The sequence below is a fragment of the Sphingomonas suaedae genome (assembly GCF_007833215.1).
GTDB classification, from domain to species: Bacteria; Pseudomonadota; Alphaproteobacteria; order Sphingomonadales; family Sphingomonadaceae; genus Sphingomonas; species Sphingomonas suaedae.
This window is the reverse complement of record NZ_CP042239.1, coordinates 3682803-3704981: the sequence shown is the minus strand read 5'-3', so window position 1 is coordinate 3704981 and position 22179 is coordinate 3682803. Positions and strand designations below refer to the sequence as shown.

Sequence of the window (22179 nt, the reverse complement as noted above, 5' to 3'; positions counted from 1 at the left end):
AGATTCTCTCGGCCAATTATCATGCTATAGTGAATGCAGCGTAAGGGTATCGCGGGTGGGGAAGATGATGCGTTTTCCGGGCAAGGGTGCGGCGACGGCGGTGGTGCTGGCGGCGATGGCAGCGGTCGCGCTGCCGGTTGCGGCGCAAAGCAGCCGTGACGGGATCGAAGGCCGGGTCGACCGGCTGGAGCGCGAGATGCGCGCGGTGCAGCGCAAGGTATTTCCGGGGGGCGCCGGTCAGACGGTCGAGCCCCAGATTACTGCGCCCCAGCAGGGGCCCGGTGCACCGGGCATCCCGGCAAGCGGCGTGGTCACCGACCTGACCGCGCGGGTCAACGCGCTCGAATCGCAATTGTCGGGCCTGACCGGCCAGATCGAGCAGAGCCAGTACCGCATCCGCCAGCTGGAGGATGCGTTCAACGCCTATAAGCGATCGACCGATGCCCGGCTGAAGGCGCTGGAGGATACCGCCTCATCGGTCGGCGGCGCCGAGACGTCTGCTCCCGTCCCGGGAACGCGCCCCGCCACGGGGGGGCCGACAACCAGCACGCCGACACGCCCGACCACGCCGGTCGCCGGCGTCGAGCGACCCTCGACCGACGATCCTGCGGAGGATGGCTATATCTACGGTTTCCGTCTGTGGTCCGCGAAACAATATGACAAGGCGATCGCCGAACTGCGCACGGTGGTTCAGAAGCATCCCAAGCACCGCCGGGCGAGCTATGCGCAGAATCTGCTGGGTCGCGCCCTGCTCGACCAGGGCAAGCCCGCGCTCGCAGCGACCGCATTCTTCGAGAATTATCAGAAGATGCCCAATGGCGAGCGCGCCGCCGATTCGCTCTATTATCTCGCCCAGGCGCTGGTGAAGATGAAGAAGCCCGCGAGCGAGGTCTGCAAGGTCTATGACGAGCTGACCCAGGTCTATGGCGACCGCATCAGCGAAGCGATGAAGATGGATGTCGCCACCGGCCGTTCCGCCAGCAAGTGCAAATAAGCTGAACCCGCCCGATCCGGAATGGCTCGAGCGGTTCGCGGCGGATTTCGACGGCCTGTGCGTCAGCGCATTTGGCGGTGCGCTGGCCGATGACGCGCGCATCGCCCTCGCGGTGTCGGGCGGGGCGGACAGCATGGCGATGCTGTTGCTCGCTGCGGCAGCGCTTCCCGGCCGCGTGGTCGCCGCGACGGTTGATCACGGGCTGCGGCCCGAGGCTGCGCAGGAGGCGGCGATGGTCGCGCGGGTCTGTGCCTTGATCGGTGTGCCGCACGCAACGCTGAGCCTCGCCGCGCCGATCAGTGGCAGCAATATCCAAAGCCAGGCCCGCGCGGCGCGGTACGATGCGCTGTTCGCCTGGATGCAGCAGATCGATGCCGCCGTTCTGCTGACCGCGCACCATGCCGACGATCAGGCCGAAACCTTGTTGATGCGGCTCAACCGCGCCGCGGGAGTCGCTGGCCTCAGCGGCATTCGTCCGGTCCGGTTCGACAGCTTCCCGGTGCTGCGTCCCCTGCTCGGCTGGCGACGCGAATGGCTGCGGATGCTCACTGCGGCGAGCGGCGCGCCCTGGACCGAGGACCCGAGCAACGCCGATCCCGACCATGACCGCACCCGCTTTCGCGCGCTACTCGCGGGCCAGAAGTTGCTCGATCCGGCGGCGCTGGCGCAGTCCGCCGCCCACATTGCCGAAACCAACGCCGCGCTCGACGCCGTCGTGGCGCAGTTCTGGGCGGATCGCTGGAGCGAAACCGGTCCGCAATTGCGAATCGGCGATCTGCCGCGCGAGGTCCAGCGCCGTCTCGTTCGCCGGGCGATCGCCGAAACGCGCGATCGGCACGGCATCGCAACGCCGCCCTTTTCCAGCGCAAGCAACATCGAATCGCTCCTCGACGCGCTCGAACGCGGATCGGGGGCAACGCAGGGGGGCGTGATGGCGGTGGCAGAAAGCGAGTTCTGGACCTTTCGCCCCGCCCCACCGCGCCGATCACACTGATCGAAGCTGTTCCATTGCCATTAACCTGCGCGCGCCTATCTTGTGCGCTGAGGAAGGTACAAGCGACACATGAGCGACGACAACAAGCAGCAGGGTCCCGAGAATAACGGCAATCCGTGGATGAAGAGCCTGCTCATCTGGGTGGGCATTCTCGCTGCGCTGGCGCTGTTCGTGACGATGTTCGACACGCGCACCAGCGGTGCTGCGGGACCGACGATCGCCTATTCCGATTTCCTGAACAAGGTCGAGGCGGGCGAGGTCAAGGACGTCAATGTTGCAGGCAGCGTCATTACCGGCACCTTCGACAATGATACCAAGTTCCGCACCAATGCCGTTGCAGACTCCCAGCTGATCCCCACGCTGCGCAAGCAGAATGTGACGATCAGCGCGCGGCCGGAGGAACAGCCCTCGATCTGGCAATATGTGCTGGTGCAGGCGCTGCCGTTCCTGCTGTTCCTGGGCATCGCCTTTTTCGTGCTGCGCCAGATGCAGAAGGGCTCGGGGTCGGGCGCGATGGGCTTCGGCAAATCGCGCGCGAAATTGCTGACCCAGAAGGAAGGCAAGGTCACCTTCGACGACGTCGCCGGTATCGACGAGGCGCGCGAGGAGCTGGAAGAGGTCGTCGAGTTCCTCAAGGACCCGACCAAATTTGCCCGCCTCGGCGGCAAGATTCCGAAGGGCGCGCTGCTGGTCGGTTCGCCCGGCACCGGCAAGACCCTGCTCGCCCGCGCGATCGCGGGTGAGGCGGGCGTGCCCTTCTTCACCATTTCGGGTTCGGATTTCGTGGAGATGTTCGTCGGTGTCGGCGCCAGCCGCGTGCGCGACATGTTCGAACAGGCCAAGAAGAGCGCGCCCTGCATCGTCTTTATCGACGAAATCGACGCGGTCGGCCGCCATCGGGGCGCGGGCCTCGGCAATGGCAATGACGAGCGCGAGCAGACGCTGAACCAGCTGCTGGTCGAGATGGACGGGTTCGAGGCGAACGAAGGCATCATCATCGTCGCGGCAACCAACCGCCCAGACGTGCTCGATCCCGCATTGCTGCGTCCGGGCCGGTTCGACCGCCAGGTCGTCGTGCCCCGCCCGGATATCGAGGGTCGCGTGAAGATCCTGCAGGTCCATATGAAGAAGGTGCCGCTGGCCCCCGACGTCGATGCGCGCGTAATCGCGCGCGGCACGCCGGGCTTTTCGGGCGCCGATCTCGCCAATTTGGTCAACGAAGCCGCGTTGATGGCCGCACGCAAGGGCAAGCGGCTGGTCGCAATGCAGGAGTTCGAGGAGGCCAAGGACAAGGTCATGATGGGCGCCGAGCGGCGGTCTATGGTCATGACCGACGACGAGAAGCGGATGACCGCCTATCACGAGGCAGGCCATGCCATCGTCAGCCTGCACGAACCGGCATCGGACCCGATCCACAAGGCGACGATCATCCCGCGCGGTCGCGCGCTGGGTATGGTCATGCGCCTGCCCGAGCGGGACAGCTATTCCTACCACCGCGACAAGATGTACGCGAACCTCGCCGTCGCGATGGGTGGCCGCGTCGCCGAGGAGATCATCTTCGGGTACGACAAGGTTTCGTCGGGCGCGAGCGGCGACATCCAGTACGCCACCGGCCTTGCCCGCGACATGATCACCAAATGGGGCATGTCCGACAAGCTGGGTCCGATCGAATATGCCCAGCCGGAGGGTGAGAGCTTCCTCGGCTATTCGGCATCGCAACCGCGGCACATGTCGAACGAGACGCAGCAGCTGATCGATTACGAGATCAAGGCGACGGTCGAAGGCGGCCTGAAGCGGGCGCGCGACGTGCTGACCGAGCATATCGATCAGCTCCACACGCTGGCAGGCGCGTTGCTCGAATATGAGACGCTGTCGGGCGACGAGATCAAGAAGCTGCTCGCCGATGGCGATATCGGTCGCCCCGACCCGGCGACCCTTAAAGGTCCGGTTGCGGTCGGCGGAACGTCGATTCCCAAGACGCGGCGCCCCAAGGGGCCGTTCGGGAACCCGGCACCCCAGGGGGCGTAGGCCGCTTATTTCTTTACTGATTTCGGTTCGGCCCGCGCGATGAGTGCGGGCCGCATCGTTCTGGCGATGTCCGCATCGCTTTGCGCGACAAGTGCTTCCAGGATCGCAATCCGCGCAGCGCATTTGGCGGACGGGTCGGTCCCTTCCATCGCCGCCTGAATCCGTCTTGCCGCTGCGGCATCGCCATTGGCGGCACTCCGCACGAGATCGGCGGCGGGGATTTCGCGGCCCCGGCCCAGTTCGTCTCCGCGCATGGGCGCGCTCGCGGCGACGCGCAACGCATGGGCATAATGGCGCCGTTGCAGCGCGCGGCTCAGCGAAGCGGCGGCCTCTCCCCGGTCTTCGCCGCTGCAGCTCCTTGGATCACCGGCCCGCCACTCGCGCAGCTGCGCCAGCCGAATGTCCATTTCGGCGGCGATCAGCGGTGCCGGAGCAAAGGGCAGGCGCGCGCGATAGGCGGCGTTGACCAGCGCGTCGATCGCGCGCGCGCCCTCGACGTGCTTGCGCGTTCCATCGGCGATCGCGTCCCGGATCGCCTTCACCTGCACATAGAGTTCGGGATTGCCCGTCTTGACCTCTCGGAAGCCGGGCTCCCGCTCCTCCAGCGCCGCCATCGGACTGACCGGCACGACCTGAACCGGTGGGGCAAGATTGTCACGCTTGCCGTCCGGTGCCGACAAGACGGCCGCGAACACCAGGATGATCCACAATCCCCAGCCGATCAGATCGGCTACCGCGCCCTCGCGGCCCTTGGGGTCGCGGGTGCGCAGTCCGCTCATCAGCAACAGCCCGGTGCCGCCAGCGGCGCCCCAATATAGGAGCGACGACCCGGCCGCCCCGATATCGCCGCGTAGCACTGCGCCGCCGAGCAGCACCAACGTTCCAACCGTCGCGATCAGGATCGGACGCGGCGCGATCAGTCGGCCGATCGCGGTCGGCGCGCATATGCCGATCACCCCGCAAGTGGCGAAAAAGGCGAGCAATGCCGCCTGTTCCGCCGCCGCCATCGCCATGAAGCCCGCAGCGCTCAGCGCGCCAAGCAGGCCGAGGCCGACGGTGCGCTTCCACGGCACCTCCCCGCCGTCGTGCTCCCCCGCGTCGAGCAGCAGGATCGCGATCGCGCTGGCCACCGCGAGCAGGATCGCGCCACCCGCGATCCATGGAGTCATCGGCGCGCCGATAAAGGTGACGACCGTGACAAGCCACAGGCCAAAGCGCCAGCCAAAGCCGCGCACCACCTCCCCGCCCGCATGTGCGCGCCGCCAATGCATCGGCGCGACCACCCGCCAGTGGAGCAGGGCAAAACCGACCCCCACCGCTCCGGTCGCAATGGCGCCACCAATCCGTAACGCGGGCGTCGCGCCCGCCAGCGCGAACAGCAGCGCACCGAGTGCGCCGAGCGCCAACAGCAAGAGTTCGACGAAGCCGAAATGCGGCCGCTCGAGATAGACGCGCCACCAGTCGGCCGCCCGTGGCTCGAAGCTATGGGCGATGCCGGGCAGATCATACTCGGCCAGGTCGAACAGCTGCCGAACCTGATCGGTCACGCCGGGGCGCAGCGCGCCGAGCCGCCGCCGCCATGCCGGAACATTGCCCAGCGTCAGTGCGCGCCATCCGGCGTGCAGCGGATGCTGATCGCCCTGGAACCCCGCAATCATCCGCCATTCGTCGAGCCGGGCGCGAACCTGCCACACTGCGGGCGGGTGGTTGCCCTCCGCCTCCCAGCCGAACGCCGCCATCGCCTGTTTGAGGATCGCGTCGCTGCGTGGGATGGTGTCCGCGATCAGCGCAGCAAGCCAATATTCGAGCCGGTCGCGCCGGTCGATCTCCATCAGCGCGGGCGCGGCCATCAGCGCCTCGAACGCGGCGATCAGGCCCGGCCTGTCCTTGAACCACGGCCCGCGCAGCCCGGCTTCGAGCGCGGCCTTGAGCCGTTCGAGTTCGGCAGCTTCGGCGATGCGCGCCTGTTCCGCCGGATCATCAGCCGGCGGCGAAGGCGCGGCTTCGGGTGGAAGCGGGATAAAGGCCGGTTCGGCGACGGCCTCAGTCGGCGGCGGATCGGCCGGGACCGGGATCACCACGGCGCCGACGGGCGGGGCTTCGCTTACCGGCTGGGCATCGGCATCCGCGTCGGCGTCCTCCTCATCGTCCCAGCCATAATCATACTCCACCCAGCGCAGCGCCGCCTCATAGGCTTCGCGCAGCGCGATAAATGCCTTGGCGTCGTCTTCGGGATTAGTGGTCTTGAGCTTCGCGGCATAGGCGCGGCGGATGGTGGCACGGTCGCTTCCGCGCGCTACGCCCAGCACCTGCCACCAGGGCTTCACGCAGAATGCTTCACAGGAAGGTCTCGCCTTCCAGCTGGTCGAGCGCGCTGTGCAGTTCCTTGCGCGCGGTCTCGATTGTGCGCGGGTCCTGGCTCTCCAGCGCGGCGGCGAAGCGCGACATCAGTTCGCCGACCCAGTAACGCTGATCGCCCAGGAAATTCTCATAGCATTTCTCGCCGCGCGCGATCGCCGCCTTGTTCTCCGCCTCGTCGCGCGGATGGACCTTCAGCCCCGCCAGCGCCGCGCGCGCCTTTTCCAGCGCCGCCGGATCGGCGACATTGCCGTCGTTGATCGTCAGGCTGACGCTCTCGCCGGTCTGGGGGACGACGATATCGACCTCCAACAGCCCGGAAATGTCATAAGAAAAGCGCACATCGACCGCCTGCCCCGCCGGACCGCGCGGCACGCGGACGGAGGTGCGGCCGATCTCGACATTGTCGCGGACCAGCCGCGCTTCGCCCTGAAAGATGCCGAATTCGACCTTGGTCTGGTTGTCGTGCATCGTCCCGAAGGTGTGGATGCGGCTGGCCGGAATGACGGTGCCACGTTCGATGATCGGCGCGAACAGCCCGTCCTCGATCCCGCCGCCGGGCAGGCGCCGCGCGGTCTCCACCCCCAGCGAATAGGGGCAGACATCGGTGACGACGACTTCCTTCAGCGCCGAATCGCGCGATTTGAGCGCGGCCTGCACCGCCGCGCCCAGCGCCACCGCCTCGTCCGGGTTGACCGTCGCGTTGGGAAAGCGACCGAACATGCGCGTCACCGCGCTGCGCACCACGGGCATTCGCGTTGCACCGCCGATCAGGATGATCTCGCTGAGATCGGCGCTTTTCAGCCCCGAATCACGCATCGATCGCAGCACCGGTTCGCGCAGCCGGTCGATCAGCGGCTTGGCCGCCTCCTCGAACAGGGCGGTGGTGACGGTGTGGCGGTATTCGGCGTCCTTCCAGACGATCCGCATCTCCGCCTCGTTCCCGCCGGACAAAGCGCGACGGGCACGCTCCGCCGCCTCGCGCAATTTCTGGTGCAGTGGATCGTCGCCGCGCCCGGCCTCGCCGAACTCAGTGGCGTGCGCGTCGCGCATCATCGCCACGAGCAACTCGTTGAAATCCTCCCCGCCCAGATGATTGTCGCCGGTCGAGGCGCGGACTTCGATGATCCCCTCGAAAATCTCGACGATCGACACGTCGAACGTGCCGCCGCCGAGATCGAACACCAGGAAGCGCGATTCGTCGGCGAGCTGGTGGATGCCATAGGCGAGCGCGGCAGCGGTCGGCTCGTTGACCAGCCGCTCGACCTTCAATCCCGCCAGCTCGCCGGCGCGATGCGTCGCCTTGCGCTGCTTGTCGTTGAAATAGGCAGGGACGGTGATCACCGCCTCGGTCACCTCCTCCCCCAGAAACGCTTCGGCATCCGCCTTGAGGCTGCGCAACACAAGCGCCGAGAGCTCCTCGGGCGAGAAACTGCGCTTGCCCAGCCGCGTCGAGCGCTGGGAGCCCATATAGCGCTTGAACGCGATCGCGGTGACGTCCGGATGGCTCGCCATCCGCTCGCGCGCGGCAAGGCCGGTGATGACCTCGCCCTTCTCGTCGATGCTCACCGCGCTGGGAGTCAGCATGTGCCCGAGCCGGTTGGGGATCAGTTCCGCAGCTCCGTCGCGAAACACCGCCGCGGCACTGTTCGTGGTGCCGAGGTCGATACCGATAATCATTGCACTGCGTCCCCCGTCGAATCGCCCGGACTCTAACGGGCGGAACGCGGCTGTGAAGCTGACGAATTCATATGGCGTTCAAGCCGCTTGTCGTGTTTTCTCGCCATTTCGACGGCGGAGGTCCGAATGCGAAAGGCGATGATAGCAGCGCTCATGTTGGCGCTCGTGCCGGGAAGCGCGCAGGCAATGAGCGTGGCAGAGTTTCTGGCCAAGGCGAATGCGCTGAAGGCCCGGGGCATCCTTGCCATGGGATCGCCCGACATCAAGCTGCTACGCACCGAGATGGAGGGCGTCTCCACCGCCTATCACGCCGATCTGGATGCCGCGCGCAAGGCCGGACGTGCGCCCCACAGCTGCCCGCCGCCCAAGGGCAAGGCGAAGATCGGCGGCAAGGAGCTGATGGCCGAATTCGAGGCGATCCCTGCGGCGCAGCGCGGGATGAGCGTCAAATCGGCTTTTTATGCGATGATGAAGAAGCGCTTCCCATGCTGAGGCCCCTTATTCTCGCACTCGCGCTGGTCGCCCTGCCCGCAGCGGCACAGGACCTGTCCCCCTCCACCGTCACGCTCGGTCAGTTTCTCGTCAAAGTCGATGAGGTCGAGGCACGCGGCGCTCAGGCGGACGATCCCGAACTGCTGGAGGTGACCAGCCTGATGGGCGCGGTGGCCAGCAGCTATCGCCAGCGCCTTGTCGACATTGCCGCGTCCGGCCAGGCCGCGCCGGCCTGTCCCCCGCCGCCCGGCAAGGCGGTGCTCGATTCCGACATCATTATCCCGAAGCTGAAAGCGTTGCCGACGGACCAGCGAGACCGGTCGCTGCAAAATGCCATGTGGGAGGTGATGGACGCCCTGTTCCCCTGCACCTGAACGGCGCCAGGCGTCGCTGCGCCCGGGCCTATCCCAGCAGCCCGAGCCCGAGCAGGAGCAGCGCGAACAGCGTCACGATGAAGGTGATGAAGAACAACAGCACAAAGGTGCGCAGCAGCGCGCTCCACCAGCGCAGACGATAGGCGCCCTTGAGCTGGAAGAAGATGTGGACCGGGGGCACGAAGGTCGCCAGGGTCGATACCACGCCGCTTGCCAGCCCCAGCGCCGAACCGATCAGTAGCGCGATGAACAGCAGCGACATGAATGCGAGCGAATAGGTGACGAACACCGCGTGGTCATAACCCCTGAACCGCGGTCGCCACGCGAACAGCGCCCAGACGAACGGGATCGACAGCGGGATCAGCGCCCAGCTGAACTTGTAGCTGTTGGTCTGCAGCTTGTAGAGCGCGAGGCCGGGGTTCTTCTCTGCTTTCTCGATTCCCTCGTCGAGCCGCTTCCACCCGGTCTTGAACCGCGGCGCATAGCCCGCCCGTTCACCCAGCGACATTGGAATGCGCTGTAAATCGGCGAGATCGGCGGATAGTTTCTCGATGCGCTGATCGAGCCTCTGCGCGCGCTCACTGCCCGGTTCCGCTTTGGCACGTGATTCCCGCGCATCGGCGAGCGCCTCGGCCGTGTTGGTGCGGGCATAGTTGATCGTTTGTTCGAATTGGGCGCTGCTGCCCAGATCGGTGGGCGGCGACACGCCCATGATCTGCATCGCCGCGAACATGGTGAAGACCGAAAACAGAAACATCGCCATCGGCGACACGAAATGCGCGCGTTCGCCGAAGATGTAGCGGCGCGTCAGTTCGCCGGGGCGGAAGGTCAGCAGCGGAAGCGTATTCCACAGCTTCCCCTCGAAATGGACGACGCCGTGCAGGATCTCGTGCCAGATCGCGCCGATCGTGCGATGCACATGCCCCACCTGGCCGCACCGATGGCAATGCGGCCCGACCAGTTCGGCCCCGCAATTGAGGCAGATGCCGGGACCATGATCCTCGCCCGCACGCGAATCGCGCTCGACCGCGCGGCCCATCAGCGTACCGGTGACGAGATCGCCAGCTGCGTCGATTTCCCCCATGAAGCCCATCTATCAGCTTGGAAAAGTCCGCGCGATAGGGACTTTGCAGTTGCAGCATGATAGCTGAGCCGGATGGAACAGGACGCTGAGACTCTGATCGCCAACATGGGGGCCCGCGCCCGCCACGCCGCAACCCGTCTGGCCGGGCTGCCGACCGCAGACAAGGCCCAGGGGCTGCGCGCCGCCGCCGCCGCCATCCGCGCCGATGCCGATGCGATCCTCGCCGCCAATGCGCGCGACGTGGAGGCGGGCGCGGCGAACGGTCTGTCCGGCGCGTTGCTCGATCGGTTGCGGCTCGATCCGGCGCGGCTGGAGAGCGCGGCAAAGGGCGTCGAGGCGGTCGCTACCCTCCCCGATCCGGTCGGCGCCGTGATCGATTCGAGCGCCCGTCCCAATGGCCTGAAACTCAGCCGCGTGCGCGTGCCGATCGGGGTGATCGGTATCATCTATGAGAGCCGCCCCAACGTGACCGCCGATGCGGCGGCGCTGTGCGTGATGAGCGGCAATGCCGCGATCCTGCGCGGCGGATCGGAAGCGGCGCACAGCAACCGCGCGATCCATGCGGCGTTCGCGCGCGGATTGGGCGATGCGGGCCTTCCCGCCGACGCGGTCCAACTGGTCCCCACCACCGACCGCGCGGCGGTGGGCGCGATGCTGAAAGCCGATGGCGCGATAGACCTGATCGTCCCGCGCGGGGGCAAAAGCCTGGTCGCACGGGTGCAGGAAGAAGCGCGGGTGCCCGTGCTCGCGCATCTCGACGGCATCTGCCACAGCTATATCGACCGCGCCGCCGACCCCGATATGGCGCGCGACTTGGCGGTCAATGCCAAGATGCGCCGCACCGGCATCTGCGGCGCGACCGAGACGCTGCTGATCGACCGCGGCTTTGCCGGTCCCGCGCCGGTCCTGGCCGCGCTGATCGAGGCGGGGTGCGAATTGCGCGGCGACAAGGACGTCCGCGCGATTGATCCGCGCATTGGCGCTGCGAGCGAGGCCGACTGGGACACCGAATATCTCGATTCGATCCTGTCGGTCGCACTGGTCGACGGGGTCGAGGATGCGATGGCGCATATCGCCCGCCATTCCAGCCACCACACCGATGCGATCATCACCGAGGATGCGGCGACCGCCGAGCGGTTTCTGAACACGGTCGACAGCGCGATCGTGATGTGGAACGCCTCGACCCAGTTCGCCGACGGCGGCGAATTCGGGCTGGGCGCAGAGATCGGCATCGCCACCGGCCGCCTCCACGCCCGCGGCCCGGTCGCGCTGGAGGGGCTGACGACCTATAAATGGGTGGTGCGCGGGAGCGGACAGGCGCGTCCTTGAGTCATCGACGTTATCTGTATACATTTGATGCATGAAGACATCTGTCGTCACCGCCCGACTCGATCCGGATACGCTCGCCGGTCTCGACAAGCTCGCAGAATATCATGAGCGCTCACGCGCCTGGCTCGTCGCTAAAGCCGTCAAACAATATGTGAAGAACGAAACTGAGTTCTTCGATTTCCTGCAGGAAGGCGAAGATGCCATCGAACGCGGCGAATATTTGACGCACGAAGAATTGATGGCGGAAATCAAGGGAATGCGGCAGCGAGACGCCGCTTGAGACAAGTGATCTGGTCGTTTCCAGCGCGGCGGGACCTCTATCGCATCGCCGCCGAATATCGCGAACTGGACCCAACGCTCCCGCTCGAAGTTTTAATGCGTATCGAGCAGGCGCCGTCGGCGTTGCTGGATTATCCCGACATCGGCAGCCCCACACCGCGCAAGGGCATTCGCAAATGGCATGTGCGGAAAACACCATTCCTGCTATTCTATGCCAGCACATCCGTTCGGCTCGAAATTCGCCGGGTCGTGCATGAGCGATCGGACTGGATTGGCCTGGAACCGTGAAACGCATCGGTCTCCTCGGCGGGTCGTTCAACCCGGCGCATCGCGGCCACCGCGCGATCTCGCTCCATGCCCTGCGCGCGCTGGATCTGGATGAAGTGTGGTGGATGGTGTCGCCCGGCAATCCACTCAAGGAGGCAAAGGGCATGGCGCCCTTTGCCGCGCGGATGGCGTCGGCGCGGGCGATGGCGCGCCACGCGCCGATCCGCCCGACTGCAGTCGAGAAGCGGCTCAAGACCCGCTACACCGTCGATACGCTGACCAAATTGCCGCGCCTTTATCCCCGGCATCGCTTCATCTGGCTGATGGGCGCCGACAATCTCGCGCAGTTCGATCAGTGGCGCGGATGGCGACAGATCGCGCGACAGGTTCCGATTGCGGTCATCGCCCGCCCCGGCTATGATCGCGACGCCCATGCAAGTTCTGCCATGGGCTGGCTGCGGCGTTATTTGCGGCCCGCACGCCAGGCGAAGAACTGGACGAAGTGGAGTTTGCCGGCCCTGGTGCTGTTGCGCTTCCGCCCCGACCCGACTTCGGCGACCCGCCTGCGCGCCGCCGACCCCGGCTGGCACCGGCGATTTACTCGCGTCCGCGCCGCCGCGACGCACCCCTTAGCTTAGCCCAGGAGTCCCCTTGCCCGCTTCCCCACACACCGATGCCCCCGCCGCCGCACAGGCCGCGGTCAGCGATGGCGCCGAGGCGCTGCATCGGATGGTCCTCACCTCGCTTGACGACGATCAGGCGGTCGAGACCGTATCCATCCCGCTGGCGGGCAAGAGCAGCATCGCCGACTATATGGTCGTCGCCAGCGGCAAATCGACGCGCCAGGTCGCATCGATGGCGCAGAAGCTGTCCGAGAAGATCAAGGCCGAGTTCGGCCGCAGCCCGCGGGTCGAGGGCCTGCCCACTGCCGACTGGGTGCTGATCGACGCGGGCGACGTCATCGTCCATCTGTTCCGGCCCGAGGTACGCAGCTTCTATAATCTCGAGCGCATGTGGGCGTTCGGCGACACGCCTGCCGCCGGCAACGCCTGATGATACGGTCCGGCACCAGCCCGCTCCCCCACCCGGCCACCCATATCACGCTATCGCTGGGTGGCCGGGTGGGGGAGCGGGCTGGTGCCGTAACCCAGAACTGACCCGTGCTGCTGCATATCGTCGCGCGCGGGAAGATCGGCCGCAGCCCTGAGGCCGAACTGGTGGACCGCTATCTCAAGCGCGTCACCTGGCCCTCCCGCGTTACCGAACTGCCCGATACCGGCGGCAAGCTGCCCGCGACCGAACCCGGTACACGCATCGTCATGCTCGACGAAAAGGGGGAGAATATCCCCTCGCGCGTCTTTGCCGAGCGGCTTCAGGCGTGGCGCGAGGACGGGGTGCGCGAAACGCGCTTCCTGATCGGCGCGGCGGACGGGTTCGATGACGAAGCGCGCGCGCAGGCGGACATGCTCATCTCCTATGGCCGCGCGACCTGGCCGCACATGATGGCGCGCGCGATGCTGGCCGAGCAATTGTGGCGCGCGACCAGTATCCTTTCCAACCATCCCTATCACCGCGAGGGATAAGGGTGCGCCGATTCCTTCCCGCCGCACTGGCGATTGCCGCATCGGGCGGGGTCGGCCTTGCCGCGCTCCAGGCACAGGCCCCGACGCTCGCCGAGCAGCAGGATCAGCTCAAGACCGCGAACAAGGCGGCGAAGGATGCCGAGGCGCGCGCGCGCCGACTCCAGCGCGCCGCCGCGAACGAGCGCGACAGCGCGCGCCGGGCAAGAGCGCGCGAGGCTGCGATCGCCGCGAGCATCCAGGCTGCCGAGGCGGAGATCGCCGCCGCCCGCGCGCGGATCGCGATCGTCGATCGGATGCTCGCTCGTCAGCGCACCCGGCTCGCCGAGCGCCAGGGCCCTATCACGCGCCTCGTCGCCGCGCTCCAGTCCTTTGCGCGTCGCCCGGCGGCGCTGGGGCTGGTCCAGCCCGGTTCGACCCGCGACATCGTCCATGTCCGCGCCGTGCTGGGCGCGGTCACGCCGATCATGCGCGAGCGCACTGCGGACATTCGTGCCGAAGTCGCGCGCACCCGCCGCCTGCGGGAAGGCGCGCAGACGGCGGTGAAAAGCCTCGCTGATGGCCGGGCACGGTTGCAGACCGAACGGCTCGCGCTGGTGAGTGCGGAGGCCGAGCATCGGCTGAAATCCGCCGGATACAGTCGCGACGCGATGTTCGAATCGGATCGCGCACTGGCGCTGGGCGAACAGGCGCGCGATCTGGTCGACCTGATGGATACGCTGGGCGAGGCGGCGGAGACGCGTGCCGCGCTGGAGGCGCTGCCCGGCCCCCTGCCCCGTCCCGATGAGGGCGATGCCGAAGTCGCCGCCGCGCCGCCCCCCGCGCGCGGCGGGCCGCCGCCCTATCGGCTGCCGGTCGCGGGCAGCGTCGTCACTGGGCTGGGCGAGATATCGGATACCGGCGTGCGCTCGCGCGGCCTCACCCTTGCCACTTGGTCGGGCGCGCAGATCGTCGCGCCGACCGGCGGGCGCGTGATCTATGCCGGACGCTTCCGCCGTTATGGCAACATCGTGATCCTCGATCATGGCAAGGGATGGACCTCGCTGGTCGCAGGGCTCGACCGGGTGATGGTGCGCGTCGGCGACGACGTGATTCAGGGCGCGCCCATCGGGCGGGCGCCGCAGGTCGATGCCCCGCGGATCACCGTCGAGCTGCGCCGTCAGGGCCGGCCGGTCGATCTGGCGCAGCTGCTCGACTGATGCCGTATCGCCGCCGCGCGCTTGCCGCTTTGCCGCCACGCCGTTCCGGTCTATCCTGTCCCCCAAAGCCCTGCCCAGGAAAGTAACGCGTATGATCCGTCCCGTCCTTCAGGTCACCGCCGCTGTCGGCGCGCTCGCACTGGTGCCGGTCACCACCGGCGCGATGGCGAGCGTGGACACCTCCAGCTATCGCGAACTCGACGCCTTCATGGACGTCTATACCCGCGTGAAGGCCGATTATGTCGAGAAGGTCGATGACAAGACACTGATCAAGGGGGCGATCGACGGGATGCTCGCCAGCCTCGATCCGCACAGCTCCTATGTCGACGCGCTGGCGTTCGACAATATGCGGCTGCAGACCGACGGCAATTATGGCGGCCTCGGCCTCTCGGTCACGATGGAGGATGGCGCGGTCAAGGTCATCACCCCGACCGAGGATACCCCCGCCTGGCGCGCGGGGATCAAGGCGGGCGACTATATCACGCATATCGACGGCAAGCTGATCTATGGCGGCACGCTGGACGAGGCGGTGAGCCAGATGCGCGGCGAGCCGGGCAGCAAGATCAAGCTGCGCATCGTCCGCGCCGGGCGCGAAAAGCCGCTGGAACTCGAACTGACCCGCGAGACCATCGTCCAGAAAGCGGTGAAGTGGGAGGTGCAGGACGGCATCGGCATCCTCAACATCAACACCTTCAGCGCCAGCACCGCGTCGGACATGCGCGCCGGCATCGCGGCGATCGAGAAGCAGCTGGGCGGCAAGCCCAAGGGCTATGTCATCGATCTGCGCGGCAATGGCGGCGGGCTGCTCGACCAGGCGATCGAGGTGAGCGACGCCTTCCTCTCGCACGGCGAGATCGTCTCGCAGCGCGGGCGCGACAAATCGGAGATCGAACGCTGGTACGCCAAGGCCGATGATCTGGCGCGCGGGCTTCCGCTCGTCGTGCTGGTCGATGCCGGAACCGCCTCGGCTTCAGAGATCGTCGCTGGCGCATTGCAGGACCATCATCGCGGGCTGGTGCTGGGCGAAAAGAGCTTCGGCAAGGGATCGGTGCAGACCTTGCTCCAGCTGGGGCCGCGCACCGCACTGCGCCTGACCACCGCACGCTATTATACGCCCTCGGGCCGGTCGGTGCAGGAGGGCGGGATCGAACCCGACCTGATCGTGCCGCAGATTTCCGACCCCGATTACAAGTCGCGTCCGGTGTTCCGCGAGGCCGATCTGCGCCGCCATCTCATCAACGAGACCAAGGTCGATAACGCGGTGCTCGAGGAAGACACCAAGACCGATCCGCGTTTCGCCGCGACTGCCGAGGAACTGGAGAAAAAGGGGATCAAGGACTTCCAGCTCCATTATGCCTTGCAAACCATCGCCCGCACCGCCGCGCCCGCGCGCATGGCGGGCGGCGGCGCGGCCAAGACCGGGAAGCGCTAGGGCCCACCATGCCGCCCCGCCGCACCGCCCAGCTGCTCGCACTGCTCATCCCGCTCGGGCTGATCGCGGGGGCGCTGACCAGTCAGTATGGCTTTGGCTTGTTCCCGTGCGAGATGTGCATGTGGCAACGCTGGCCGCATTATACCGCCATCGTGCTGGCGGCGCTGTCCTTCGTCGTCCGCCCAGCACGCGATCCGCTGGTGTGGATGGCGACGCTCGCCATCGCGATCAGCGGGGCGATCGGCGCCTTCCATGCCGGGGTGGAATATGGCTGGTGGGAAGGGCTGACCCGCTGCGCGACCAATTTCGCGACCGGGGGCAACGCGCTCGATGCGATCCTGAATGCGCCGCTGATCCGCTGCGACGTTGCACCCTGGGACTTGTACGGAGTGTCGCTGGCCGGGTGGAATGCGATCTTTTCGCTGGGTGGTGCGTTGGTGATCGCACTGCTGATGCTGAAAGGTCGCCGCAGATGAAGTGGAAGCCGGGAGATCCCCGTCGCGATGTCGACTCGATGATTCGCGTCGATCAGGCCGGCGAATATGGCGCGACGCGCATCTATGCGGGGCAGCTCGCGGTGATGGGCGACCGCCACGACATGGCACGCGCGATTTCCGGCATGGCGAACCAGGAGGAACGGCACCGCGCCTATTTCGATGCATTGATCGCGAAGCGCGGCGTGCGGCCGACTGCGCTGCAGCCGATCTGGAACATCGCCGGGTTTGCGATGGGCGCGGCGACGGCAGCCATCGGACCGACTGCGGCGATGGCGTGCACCGTGGCAGTGGAGACCGAAATCGATCTCCACTATCAGGAACAGCTCGAGGCGCTGGGCGCGGACGACCCCGAACTGGCCGCAGCGGTAGCCGAGTTCCGCGCCGAAGAACTGGAACATCGCGATTCGGCGCTGGCGGCGGGGGCCGAGACCGCACCCGCCTATCCGCTGCTCGCCGGAGTGATCCGGCTGGCTTGCAAGGCCGCGATCGCGGTATCGAAACGGGTCTGACGGCCGCGAGGAGTCGATGAAAATGAAGACGATCCTGCTTTCCCTGACAGCGGCTGCGGCGACCCTCGCTGTTCCCGCGTTCCCCGCTGCGGCGCAGAACGCGCCCCAGAATGGCGTCCTCGTCATTTATGGCGATGATAAATGCCCGACCAATGCCGATGGCGACGAGATCGTCGTCTGCGTCCGCCGCCCCGCCGGGGAGCGGTTCCGAATTCCGCAGGAGTTGCGCGATCAGGAAGTTGCCCCCTCCCGCGAAAGCTGGGCGGTACGTCAGCGTTCGGCGCTGACGGCGGGGGATACCGGCATCGGCAGTTGCTCGACGGTTGGGCCGGGCGGCGGCATCGGCTGTTCGACGCGCGACATTCAGGCGGGCAAGGCCGAAGCCGACCGCCGTAAGAAGGCGGAACAGGTTCTGCCCGACTGAGGCTCACTTGAGGGTCGGATTCAGCGGCGCTGAATCACGGCACCGTTTCCGCTTTGCTGAACCAAATGCCAAACGCGCGTTGTCCTGTCGGACGTCAACCGCTAACGGGCGCGCTCCTTGTTCGTGCGGGGAGTGTAGATGAGTTCGGTGTTCTCGCGGCGGCGCTGGCACGCGCCCGCTTTGCTGTTCGTGCTGGTCTGGCTGTCCTGCGTCTGGTTCGGCTCCTGGGCATTCAATCCCAACAGCGCGACCCGGATCCTCGCCGCTACCGCCATTGCCGAAACCGGCAGTGCCCGGATCGACGATTTCGGCGACATGACGATCGACAAGGCGCAGTTCGACGGCCACCTCTATATGGACAAGGCGCCGGGCATGACGCTGATGGCGCTGCCCTTCGTCGCGGCGACCAACTGGATCACCGACCGGACCAGCTTCGATATCGCGCACCGGTTGTTCGATCCGGGTGCCGAGGCGTTCCTGCGTCTGCGGATGCGGATCGCCATCGCCTTTACCGGCGCGGTGCTGACCGCGCTCGCCGCCCTCGCCTTGCTCGATCTGGGAACGGGTATGACCCGCAATCGCGCAGCAGGACTGTTCGCGGCGACCGGATTCGCGTTCGGCACGATCGTCTGGGGCTGGACCACCACCTTTTTCGGTCACGCCGCGACCACCGCCCTGTTCGTGATTGCGCTCTGGGCGGTGTGGAAGGGGAGCAGCGGGGCCAGTCCCGGGCGCCACACGCTGATCGCGGGCCTCGCGCTCGGCTGGGCGGTGGTGGTCGAACATAGCGCGGTGCTGACCGGCGGCCCCATCGCGCTCTGGGCGCTTTGGCGCCTGCGTCACTGGGATCGCCCGGCACAACTGCGCACGCTCGGTTTGGCAATGGGGGGCGGGCTCATCGCTGCGATCCCGCTCTTCACGTATAACATCGCGACCTTTGGCGACCCGTTCCAGACCGGTTATTCAGGCGTGGTGGGGTTCGAAGGGATGAAGCAGGGCTTTTTCGGCCTGACCTATCCCAAGCTCGACGTGCTGTACGAACTCCTGATCGGCAAGCGGCGCGGCATCGTCTGGGTCTCGCCGGTGCTGGCGCTCGCGCCGTTCGGCGTCTGGACGCTGCTGCGCGATCCGGCACGGCGCGACATCGGCGCGGTGGCGATCGTCGGAGCGGTGCTGTGCTTCCTCTATCACGCCGCCTATGTCTATTGGGACGGCGGCAATGCCACCGGACCGCGCCACGCGCTACCGGCGATCGCCTATCTGGCAGTCGGTCTCGCCGCATATTGGGGCAGCGCCAATCGGATCGAGAAATGGCTGGGTCTGGGCTTCCTCGTCGCCAGCATCGCGATCAACCTGATGGTCGCCTCAACCGAAATTCTCGCGCCCTTCGACTTTCCGGCCCCGCTCACCCAGTTCATCCTGCCGCGCTTCCTGGCGGGCGAGATTCGCACCATCCCCAACGAATTCTGGGGCTGGTCGCCGCTGGCGGGCATGGCCCTCTATCTCGGTCTCGCCGCGATCCTCGGCGTGCTGTTTGCGCGGGCCTGGGGCGTGAGAATGAGTCGCGGGTGAAACAAGCGACGCTCCGGGCGGTTTGATCGGCCAGAGGAGAAATTGCATGGCCAATGAGCGGATTTTCGAAGATTTGAAGCGCGATCACGACCGTCAGCGCGACCTGCTCGCGCGCATCGCGGAAACCAGCGGCGACAGCGACGATCGCCGCACGCTGTTCGAGGAGCTTCGCCAGGAGCTTCAGGCGCACGCCGCCGCCGAGGAGGAGTCGCTCTATGCGACCATGTTGGCGAATCCCGACCTGCGCGACGACGCCCGCCATTCGGTGAGCGAGCATAAGGAAGTCGACGACATGCTTGGCGAACTGGTCGAGATGGACATGGCGTCGGGCGGCTGGCTGACCAAGTTCAAGTCGATGCGCGACCGCTATATCCACCATATCGACGAGGAGGAGGAAGAGATGTTCCCCGAAGCGTCGAAGGATCTGGACGATGCGACCAAGGCAAAGCTGGCGGCCGTGTTCGAGAAGCGCAAGCCGAAGGAACTCGAACGCGCCGAGGACGAGATGCCCGGCGATGCGCGCGAATAACTGACAGGCATGTAAATGGCTGGACGACGGCGGCGCAGGAGGTAAGCTGACTCCAAAACAGGAGAGGCCCATGATCCGCACCGCCGTCGCGGCCGCCGCTTTGTTCGCTCTCGTCCCGCTCGCGCAGGCCGAGACGCTGACCGTTTCAGCCGGTCCGGATGCGCAGGAGCGACTCCAGGAAGCGTTGCTTGACGCACAGCCTGGTGACACCGTCGCAATCGGCCCGGGCCGGTTCGACCTGACCGACGGACTCAGCCTCGACGTGGATCGCGTCACCGTGCGCGGCGCGGGACCCGACCAGACCATCCTAAGCTTCAAGGGCCAGCTCGGCGCGGGCGAAGGTCTGCTCGTCACGTCCGATGACGTCGTCCTGCGCGGCTTCGCAGTCGAGGACAGCAGGGGCGACGGTATCAAGTCCAAGGGCGCCAACCGCATCGTCTACAAGGACATCCGGGTCGAATGGACCGGCGGGCCAAAGGGGACCAACGGCGCCTATGGTGTCTACCCAGTGTCAAGTTCCGCGATCCTGATCGACGGAGTCACGGTGAAGGGCGCGTCGGACGCGGGCATCTATGTCGGCCAGTCCGAACGCATCATCGTCCGCAATTCGACCGTCTCCCAGAATGTCGCCGGGATCGAGATCGAGAACAGCAATCAGGCGGATGTCTATGGCAACACCGCCACCGCGAATACCGGCGGCATCCTCGTCTTCGACCTGCCCAATCTGCCGCGCATGAACGGAGGCGGGGTGCGCGTCTATGGCAACAAGGTGTTTGCCAACGACACGCCCAATTTTGCGCCCAAGGGCAATATCGTCGCGACCGTGCCCAGGGGGACCGGCATCCTGGTGATGGCCAATGACGGGGTGCATGTCTTTGATAACGACCTGTCGGAGCACGCGACGGCGAACGTCATCATCATGTCCTATCGCCAAGGCTATGAGGACGCGAACTACAACCCCTATCCCCGCCGCGTCGTCATATCGGGCAACCGGCATGGCCGGGCGGGTTTCGCGCCCGGCGTGGAGGGCGGCGACTTTCTGACCGCAGCGTTCGGCGGCAACGCCCCGCCGGTCTGGTGGGATGGCACCGGAGCGGTGGACGCGCTGGGCCTGCATGTCACCGATGCGGTCCCGGTTCTGAGCCTAGGCCTCGCGCTCGCTGCGCCGACCAGTTCGGCCAAACCTGCCAAGGTCGAGCTGAACGCTCCCGCAGCGCCGCGCCCCGCAGCGGTGGTGCTGCCGCCCGCGATGGAGGCGGCGGCGCGGTGAAGCGCGCGGGACTGGCCCTGCTGGCGCTTGCCGGGGCGCTGTTCGGCGCGGCGACGGCGAACCAGCCGGCGCGGGTCAACGACGCTGCGATTATGGAGGATGGCTATCCCGCCAAACTCTCCGATTATGGTTTTTTCCTCGATCTGAAGACGCGTACCCCCGCGCGGCGGGTCGTCGGCTATGATCTCGAAACCCCGCTCTTCTCCGACTATGCGACCAAACAGCGCTTCATCTATGTGCCTGAAGGGGGACAGGCGATCTATGATCCGAAGGGCGCGTTCGACTTCCCTGTCGGATCGGCGCTCATCAAGACCTTTGGCTATGGCGCGGGCGCCGCGTTCAGGCCCCTGGAGACGCGCTTGCTGCTGCGCCGCGCATCGGGCTGGGTCGCAATCCCCTATGTCTGGAATGCGGAAGGCACCGATGCGGTGGCTAAGCGCGCTGGAACCCGGCTGCCTGTGTCCTTCACCGACCCTTCGGGCACGGCGCGGCAGATCAGCTATGCGGTTCCCAACCAGAACCAGTGCAAGGATTGCCACGCGCTCGCCGGACAGATCGCGCCGATCGGAGCCAAGGCGCGCTACCTCAACCATCGCGGGCAATTGGCGACACTGGTGAAGGCGGGCCTGCTCGACCGCGCCCCGGCGAACGCGCCGCGGGTCGCCCGCTGGGACGATGCCAGCGCACCGCTCGATGCCCGGGCACGCGCCTATCTCGACATCAACTGCGCGCATTGCCACAATCCGCAGGGGGCGGCGTCCAATTCCGGCCTGTTCCTCGAATTCGACCGCACCAATCCGGTCGCACTCGGCATCGGCAAACGCCCGGTGGCGGCAGGCCGGGGAAGCGGCGGGCGCGACTTCGCGATTGCGCCCGGCGACGCAGAGGCATCGATCCTGATCTATCGACTGCGCAGTACCGACCCGGGCATCGCCATGCCAGAACTGGGCCGGGCGACGGCGCATGAAGAAGGCATTGCACTGCTTTCGAAATGGATCGATTCGCTGCCCGCGCGGTGACCGGTATCGCGGGGGTTTTGACTTCGGCGCGCCGCAGGTTCATCCTTCCTTCCGGGGAAATGGACGATGCGACACAAACCGTTGCCGACCGTCATCTTGGCATTCGCACTGCTTTCCGCGGGTTGCGGAACGATCGGGCGGGTCGACGCGCAGACCATGCCGCCGCCCCCGCCGCCACCGCCCGTCATGGTGCCACCGCCGCCACCGCCGCCGGCAGCCCCCGCGCCCGATATGGGCGAATCGGAGACAGCTCCGACGAAGTGCACACC

The 22179-nt window shown here is 66.6% G+C and carries 23 protein-coding genes; 20 read left to right on the top strand and 3 right to left on the bottom strand.

The features are described from left to right. Nucleotides 1–64: 64 nt before the first annotated feature. From FPZ54_RS17505 to ftsH, 3 genes are all read left to right on the top strand, one after another. Nucleotides 65–994: a tetratricopeptide repeat protein gene (locus FPZ54_RS17505; RefSeq protein ID WP_338419529.1), complete on the top strand. Its 930-nt coding sequence runs from the start codon at nucleotides 65–67 to the stop codon at nucleotides 992–994. Next, a complete protein-coding gene (gene tilS / locus FPZ54_RS17500) occupies nucleotides 957–1988 on the top strand; it encodes a tRNA lysidine(34) synthetase TilS (RefSeq protein ID WP_145849100.1) in 1032 nt (343 codons plus the stop codon). Before FPZ54_RS17505 ends, tilS begins: the two co-directional genes overlap by 38 nt. A gap of 69 nt (nucleotides 1989–2057) precedes the next feature. Next, on the top strand, nucleotides 2058–4016 hold the full coding sequence (ftsH, locus tag FPZ54_RS17495; RefSeq protein WP_145849099.1) for an ATP-dependent zinc metalloprotease FtsH: 1959 nt from the start codon (nucleotides 2058–2060) through the stop codon (nucleotides 4014–4016). 5 nt (nucleotides 4017–4021) lie between these two features. Here ftsH and FPZ54_RS17490 read toward each other — a convergent pair whose 3' ends face one another. Both FPZ54_RS17490 and FPZ54_RS17485 read right to left on the bottom strand, forming a co-directional pair. Then, the gene (locus FPZ54_RS17490; protein ID WP_145849098.1) at nucleotides 4022–6343 is read right to left on the bottom strand and encodes a J domain-containing protein; all 2322 of its coding nucleotides are present in this window, start codon (nucleotides 6341–6343) and stop codon (nucleotides 4022–4024) included. Between the two features lie 10 nt (nucleotides 6344–6353). Further along, entirely contained in the window at nucleotides 6354–8054 is a 1701-nt protein-coding gene (locus tag FPZ54_RS17485) for an Hsp70 family protein (protein WP_145849097.1), read from the bottom strand. A gap of 138 nt (nucleotides 8055–8192) precedes the next feature. On the opposite strand from FPZ54_RS17485, the gene FPZ54_RS17480 reads away from it, so the two are divergent. Further along, nucleotides 8193–8546, top strand: coding sequence for a hypothetical protein (locus FPZ54_RS17480; RefSeq protein ID WP_239019624.1), 354 nt, complete (start codon nucleotides 8193–8195; stop codon nucleotides 8544–8546). Then, nucleotides 8540–8920: a hypothetical protein gene (locus FPZ54_RS17475; RefSeq protein ID WP_145849095.1), complete on the top strand. Its 381-nt coding sequence runs from the start codon at nucleotides 8540–8542 to the stop codon at nucleotides 8918–8920. Before FPZ54_RS17480 ends, FPZ54_RS17475 begins: the two co-directional genes overlap by 7 nt. A 28-nt stretch (nucleotides 8921–8948) precedes the next feature. Here FPZ54_RS17475 and FPZ54_RS17470 read toward each other — a convergent pair whose 3' ends face one another. Then, a complete protein-coding gene (locus FPZ54_RS17470; protein ID WP_145849094.1) occupies nucleotides 8949–10004 on the bottom strand; it encodes a DUF3667 domain-containing protein in 1056 nt (351 codons plus the stop codon). Nucleotides 10005–10076: 72 nt separating this feature from the next. Here FPZ54_RS17470 and FPZ54_RS17465 point away from each other — a divergent pair, with 72 nt between their 5' ends. From FPZ54_RS17465 to FPZ54_RS17395, 15 genes are all read left to right on the top strand, one after another. After that, nucleotides 10077–11333 (top strand): glutamate-5-semialdehyde dehydrogenase, encoded by a 1257-nt coding sequence (locus tag FPZ54_RS17465; RefSeq protein ID WP_186456822.1) that lies wholly within the window; start codon nucleotides 10077–10079, stop codon nucleotides 11331–11333. Between the two features lie 31 nt (nucleotides 11334–11364). Beyond that, nucleotides 11365–11613 (top strand): CopG family ribbon-helix-helix protein, encoded by a 249-nt coding sequence (locus tag FPZ54_RS17460; RefSeq protein ID WP_145849092.1) that lies wholly within the window; start codon nucleotides 11365–11367, stop codon nucleotides 11611–11613. Between the two features lie 5 nt (nucleotides 11614–11618). After that, nucleotides 11619–11900, top strand: coding sequence for a type II toxin-antitoxin system RelE/ParE family toxin (locus tag FPZ54_RS17455; protein ID WP_239019829.1), 282 nt, complete (start codon nucleotides 11619–11621; stop codon nucleotides 11898–11900). Next, a complete protein-coding gene (locus tag FPZ54_RS17450; RefSeq protein WP_145849090.1) occupies nucleotides 11897–12517 on the top strand; it encodes a nicotinate-nucleotide adenylyltransferase in 621 nt (206 codons plus the stop codon). The genes FPZ54_RS17455 and FPZ54_RS17450 overlap by 4 nt, the downstream gene beginning before the upstream one ends. 91 nt (nucleotides 12518–12608) lie before the next feature. Beyond that, on the top strand, nucleotides 12609–12932 hold the full coding sequence (gene rsfS / locus FPZ54_RS17445) for a ribosome silencing factor (protein WP_145849997.1): 324 nt from the start codon (nucleotides 12609–12611) through the stop codon (nucleotides 12930–12932). Nucleotides 12933–13039: 107 nt separating this feature from the next. Continuing rightward, nucleotides 13040–13462, top strand: coding sequence for a 23S rRNA (pseudouridine(1915)-N(3))-methyltransferase RlmH (locus FPZ54_RS17440; protein ID WP_145849089.1), 423 nt, complete (start codon nucleotides 13040–13042; stop codon nucleotides 13460–13462). A gap of 2 nt (nucleotides 13463–13464) precedes the next feature. Further along, nucleotides 13465–14658 (top strand): murein hydrolase activator EnvC family protein, encoded by a 1194-nt coding sequence (locus tag FPZ54_RS17435; protein WP_145849088.1) that lies wholly within the window; start codon nucleotides 13465–13467, stop codon nucleotides 14656–14658. Nucleotides 14659–14749: 91 nt separating this feature from the next. Continuing rightward, a complete protein-coding gene (locus FPZ54_RS17430; protein ID WP_145849087.1) occupies nucleotides 14750–16090 on the top strand; it encodes a S41 family peptidase in 1341 nt (446 codons plus the stop codon). An 8-nt stretch (nucleotides 16091–16098) separates the two neighbouring features. Next, nucleotides 16099–16566, top strand: coding sequence for a disulfide bond formation protein B (locus FPZ54_RS17425; RefSeq protein ID WP_145849086.1), 468 nt, complete (start codon nucleotides 16099–16101; stop codon nucleotides 16564–16566). Next, the gene (locus FPZ54_RS17420) at nucleotides 16563–17096 is read left to right on the top strand and encodes a demethoxyubiquinone hydroxylase family protein (protein WP_145849085.1); all 534 of its coding nucleotides are present in this window, start codon (nucleotides 16563–16565) and stop codon (nucleotides 17094–17096) included. Before FPZ54_RS17425 ends, FPZ54_RS17420 begins: the two co-directional genes overlap by 4 nt. Before the next feature lie 22 nt (nucleotides 17097–17118). Beyond that, the gene (locus FPZ54_RS17415) at nucleotides 17119–17520 is read left to right on the top strand and encodes a hypothetical protein (protein ID WP_145849084.1); all 402 of its coding nucleotides are present in this window, start codon (nucleotides 17119–17121) and stop codon (nucleotides 17518–17520) included. 138 nt (nucleotides 17521–17658) lie between these two features. Continuing rightward, entirely contained in the window at nucleotides 17659–19092 is a 1434-nt protein-coding gene (locus FPZ54_RS17410) for a hypothetical protein (protein ID WP_145849083.1), read from the top strand. A gap of 46 nt (nucleotides 19093–19138) precedes the next feature. Further along, nucleotides 19139–19621 carry a hemerythrin domain-containing protein gene (locus FPZ54_RS17405; RefSeq protein ID WP_145849082.1) on the top strand — a complete coding sequence of 161 codons (483 nt, stop codon included), beginning with the start codon at nucleotides 19139–19141 and terminating at the stop codon, nucleotides 19619–19621. A 70-nt stretch (nucleotides 19622–19691) separates the two neighbouring features. Continuing rightward, nucleotides 19692–20891 (top strand): parallel beta-helix domain-containing protein, encoded by a 1200-nt coding sequence (locus FPZ54_RS17400; RefSeq protein ID WP_145849081.1) that lies wholly within the window; start codon nucleotides 19692–19694, stop codon nucleotides 20889–20891. After that, nucleotides 20888–21910 carry an SO2930 family diheme c-type cytochrome gene (locus FPZ54_RS17395; RefSeq protein ID WP_145849080.1) on the top strand — a complete coding sequence of 341 codons (1023 nt, stop codon included), beginning with the start codon at nucleotides 20888–20890 and terminating at the stop codon, nucleotides 21908–21910. Before FPZ54_RS17400 ends, FPZ54_RS17395 begins: the two co-directional genes overlap by 4 nt. Nucleotides 21911–22179 lie beyond the last annotated feature (269 nt).

What these genes read in the sequence shown, in the direction of transcription:
- FPZ54_RS17505 (WP_338419529.1), top strand. Translation starts at nt 65, where the DNA reads ATGATGCGTTTTCCGGGCAAGGGTGCGGCGACGGCGGTGGTGCTGGCG.
- tilS (WP_145849100.1), top strand. Translation starts at nt 957, where the DNA reads ATGTCGCCACCGGCCGTTCCGCCAGCAAGTGCAAATAAGCTGAACCCG.
- ftsH (WP_145849099.1), top strand. Translation starts at nt 2,058, where the DNA reads ATGAGCGACGACAACAAGCAGCAGGGTCCCGAGAATAACGGCAATCCG.
- FPZ54_RS17485 (WP_145849097.1), bottom strand. Translation starts at nt 8,054, where the DNA reads ATGATTATCGGTATCGACCTCGGCACCACGAACAGTGCCGCGGCGGTG.
- FPZ54_RS17480 (WP_239019624.1), top strand. Translation starts at nt 8,193, where the DNA reads ATGATAGCAGCGCTCATGTTGGCGCTCGTGCCGGGAAGCGCGCAGGCA.
- FPZ54_RS17475 (WP_145849095.1), top strand. Translation starts at nt 8,540, where the DNA reads ATGCTGAGGCCCCTTATTCTCGCACTCGCGCTGGTCGCCCTGCCCGCA.
- FPZ54_RS17470 (WP_145849094.1), bottom strand. Translation starts at nt 10,004, where the DNA reads ATGGGGGAAATCGACGCAGCTGGCGATCTCGTCACCGGTACGCTGATG.
- FPZ54_RS17465 (WP_186456822.1), top strand. Translation starts at nt 10,077, where the DNA reads ATGGAACAGGACGCTGAGACTCTGATCGCCAACATGGGGGCCCGCGCC.
- FPZ54_RS17460 (WP_145849092.1), top strand. Translation starts at nt 11,365, where the DNA reads ATGAAGACATCTGTCGTCACCGCCCGACTCGATCCGGATACGCTCGCC.
- rsfS (WP_145849997.1), top strand. Translation starts at nt 12,609, where the DNA reads ATGGTCCTCACCTCGCTTGACGACGATCAGGCGGTCGAGACCGTATCC.
- FPZ54_RS17430 (WP_145849087.1), top strand. Translation starts at nt 14,750, where the DNA reads ATGATCCGTCCCGTCCTTCAGGTCACCGCCGCTGTCGGCGCGCTCGCA.
- FPZ54_RS17425 (WP_145849086.1), top strand. Translation starts at nt 16,099, where the DNA reads ATGCCGCCCCGCCGCACCGCCCAGCTGCTCGCACTGCTCATCCCGCTC.
- FPZ54_RS17420 (WP_145849085.1), top strand. Translation starts at nt 16,563, where the DNA reads ATGAAGTGGAAGCCGGGAGATCCCCGTCGCGATGTCGACTCGATGATT.
- FPZ54_RS17415 (WP_145849084.1), top strand. Translation starts at nt 17,119, where the DNA reads ATGAAGACGATCCTGCTTTCCCTGACAGCGGCTGCGGCGACCCTCGCT.
- FPZ54_RS17410 (WP_145849083.1), top strand. Translation starts at nt 17,659, where the DNA reads ATGAGTTCGGTGTTCTCGCGGCGGCGCTGGCACGCGCCCGCTTTGCTG.
- FPZ54_RS17405 (WP_145849082.1), top strand. Translation starts at nt 19,139, where the DNA reads ATGGCCAATGAGCGGATTTTCGAAGATTTGAAGCGCGATCACGACCGT.
- FPZ54_RS17400 (WP_145849081.1), top strand. Translation starts at nt 19,692, where the DNA reads ATGATCCGCACCGCCGTCGCGGCCGCCGCTTTGTTCGCTCTCGTCCCG.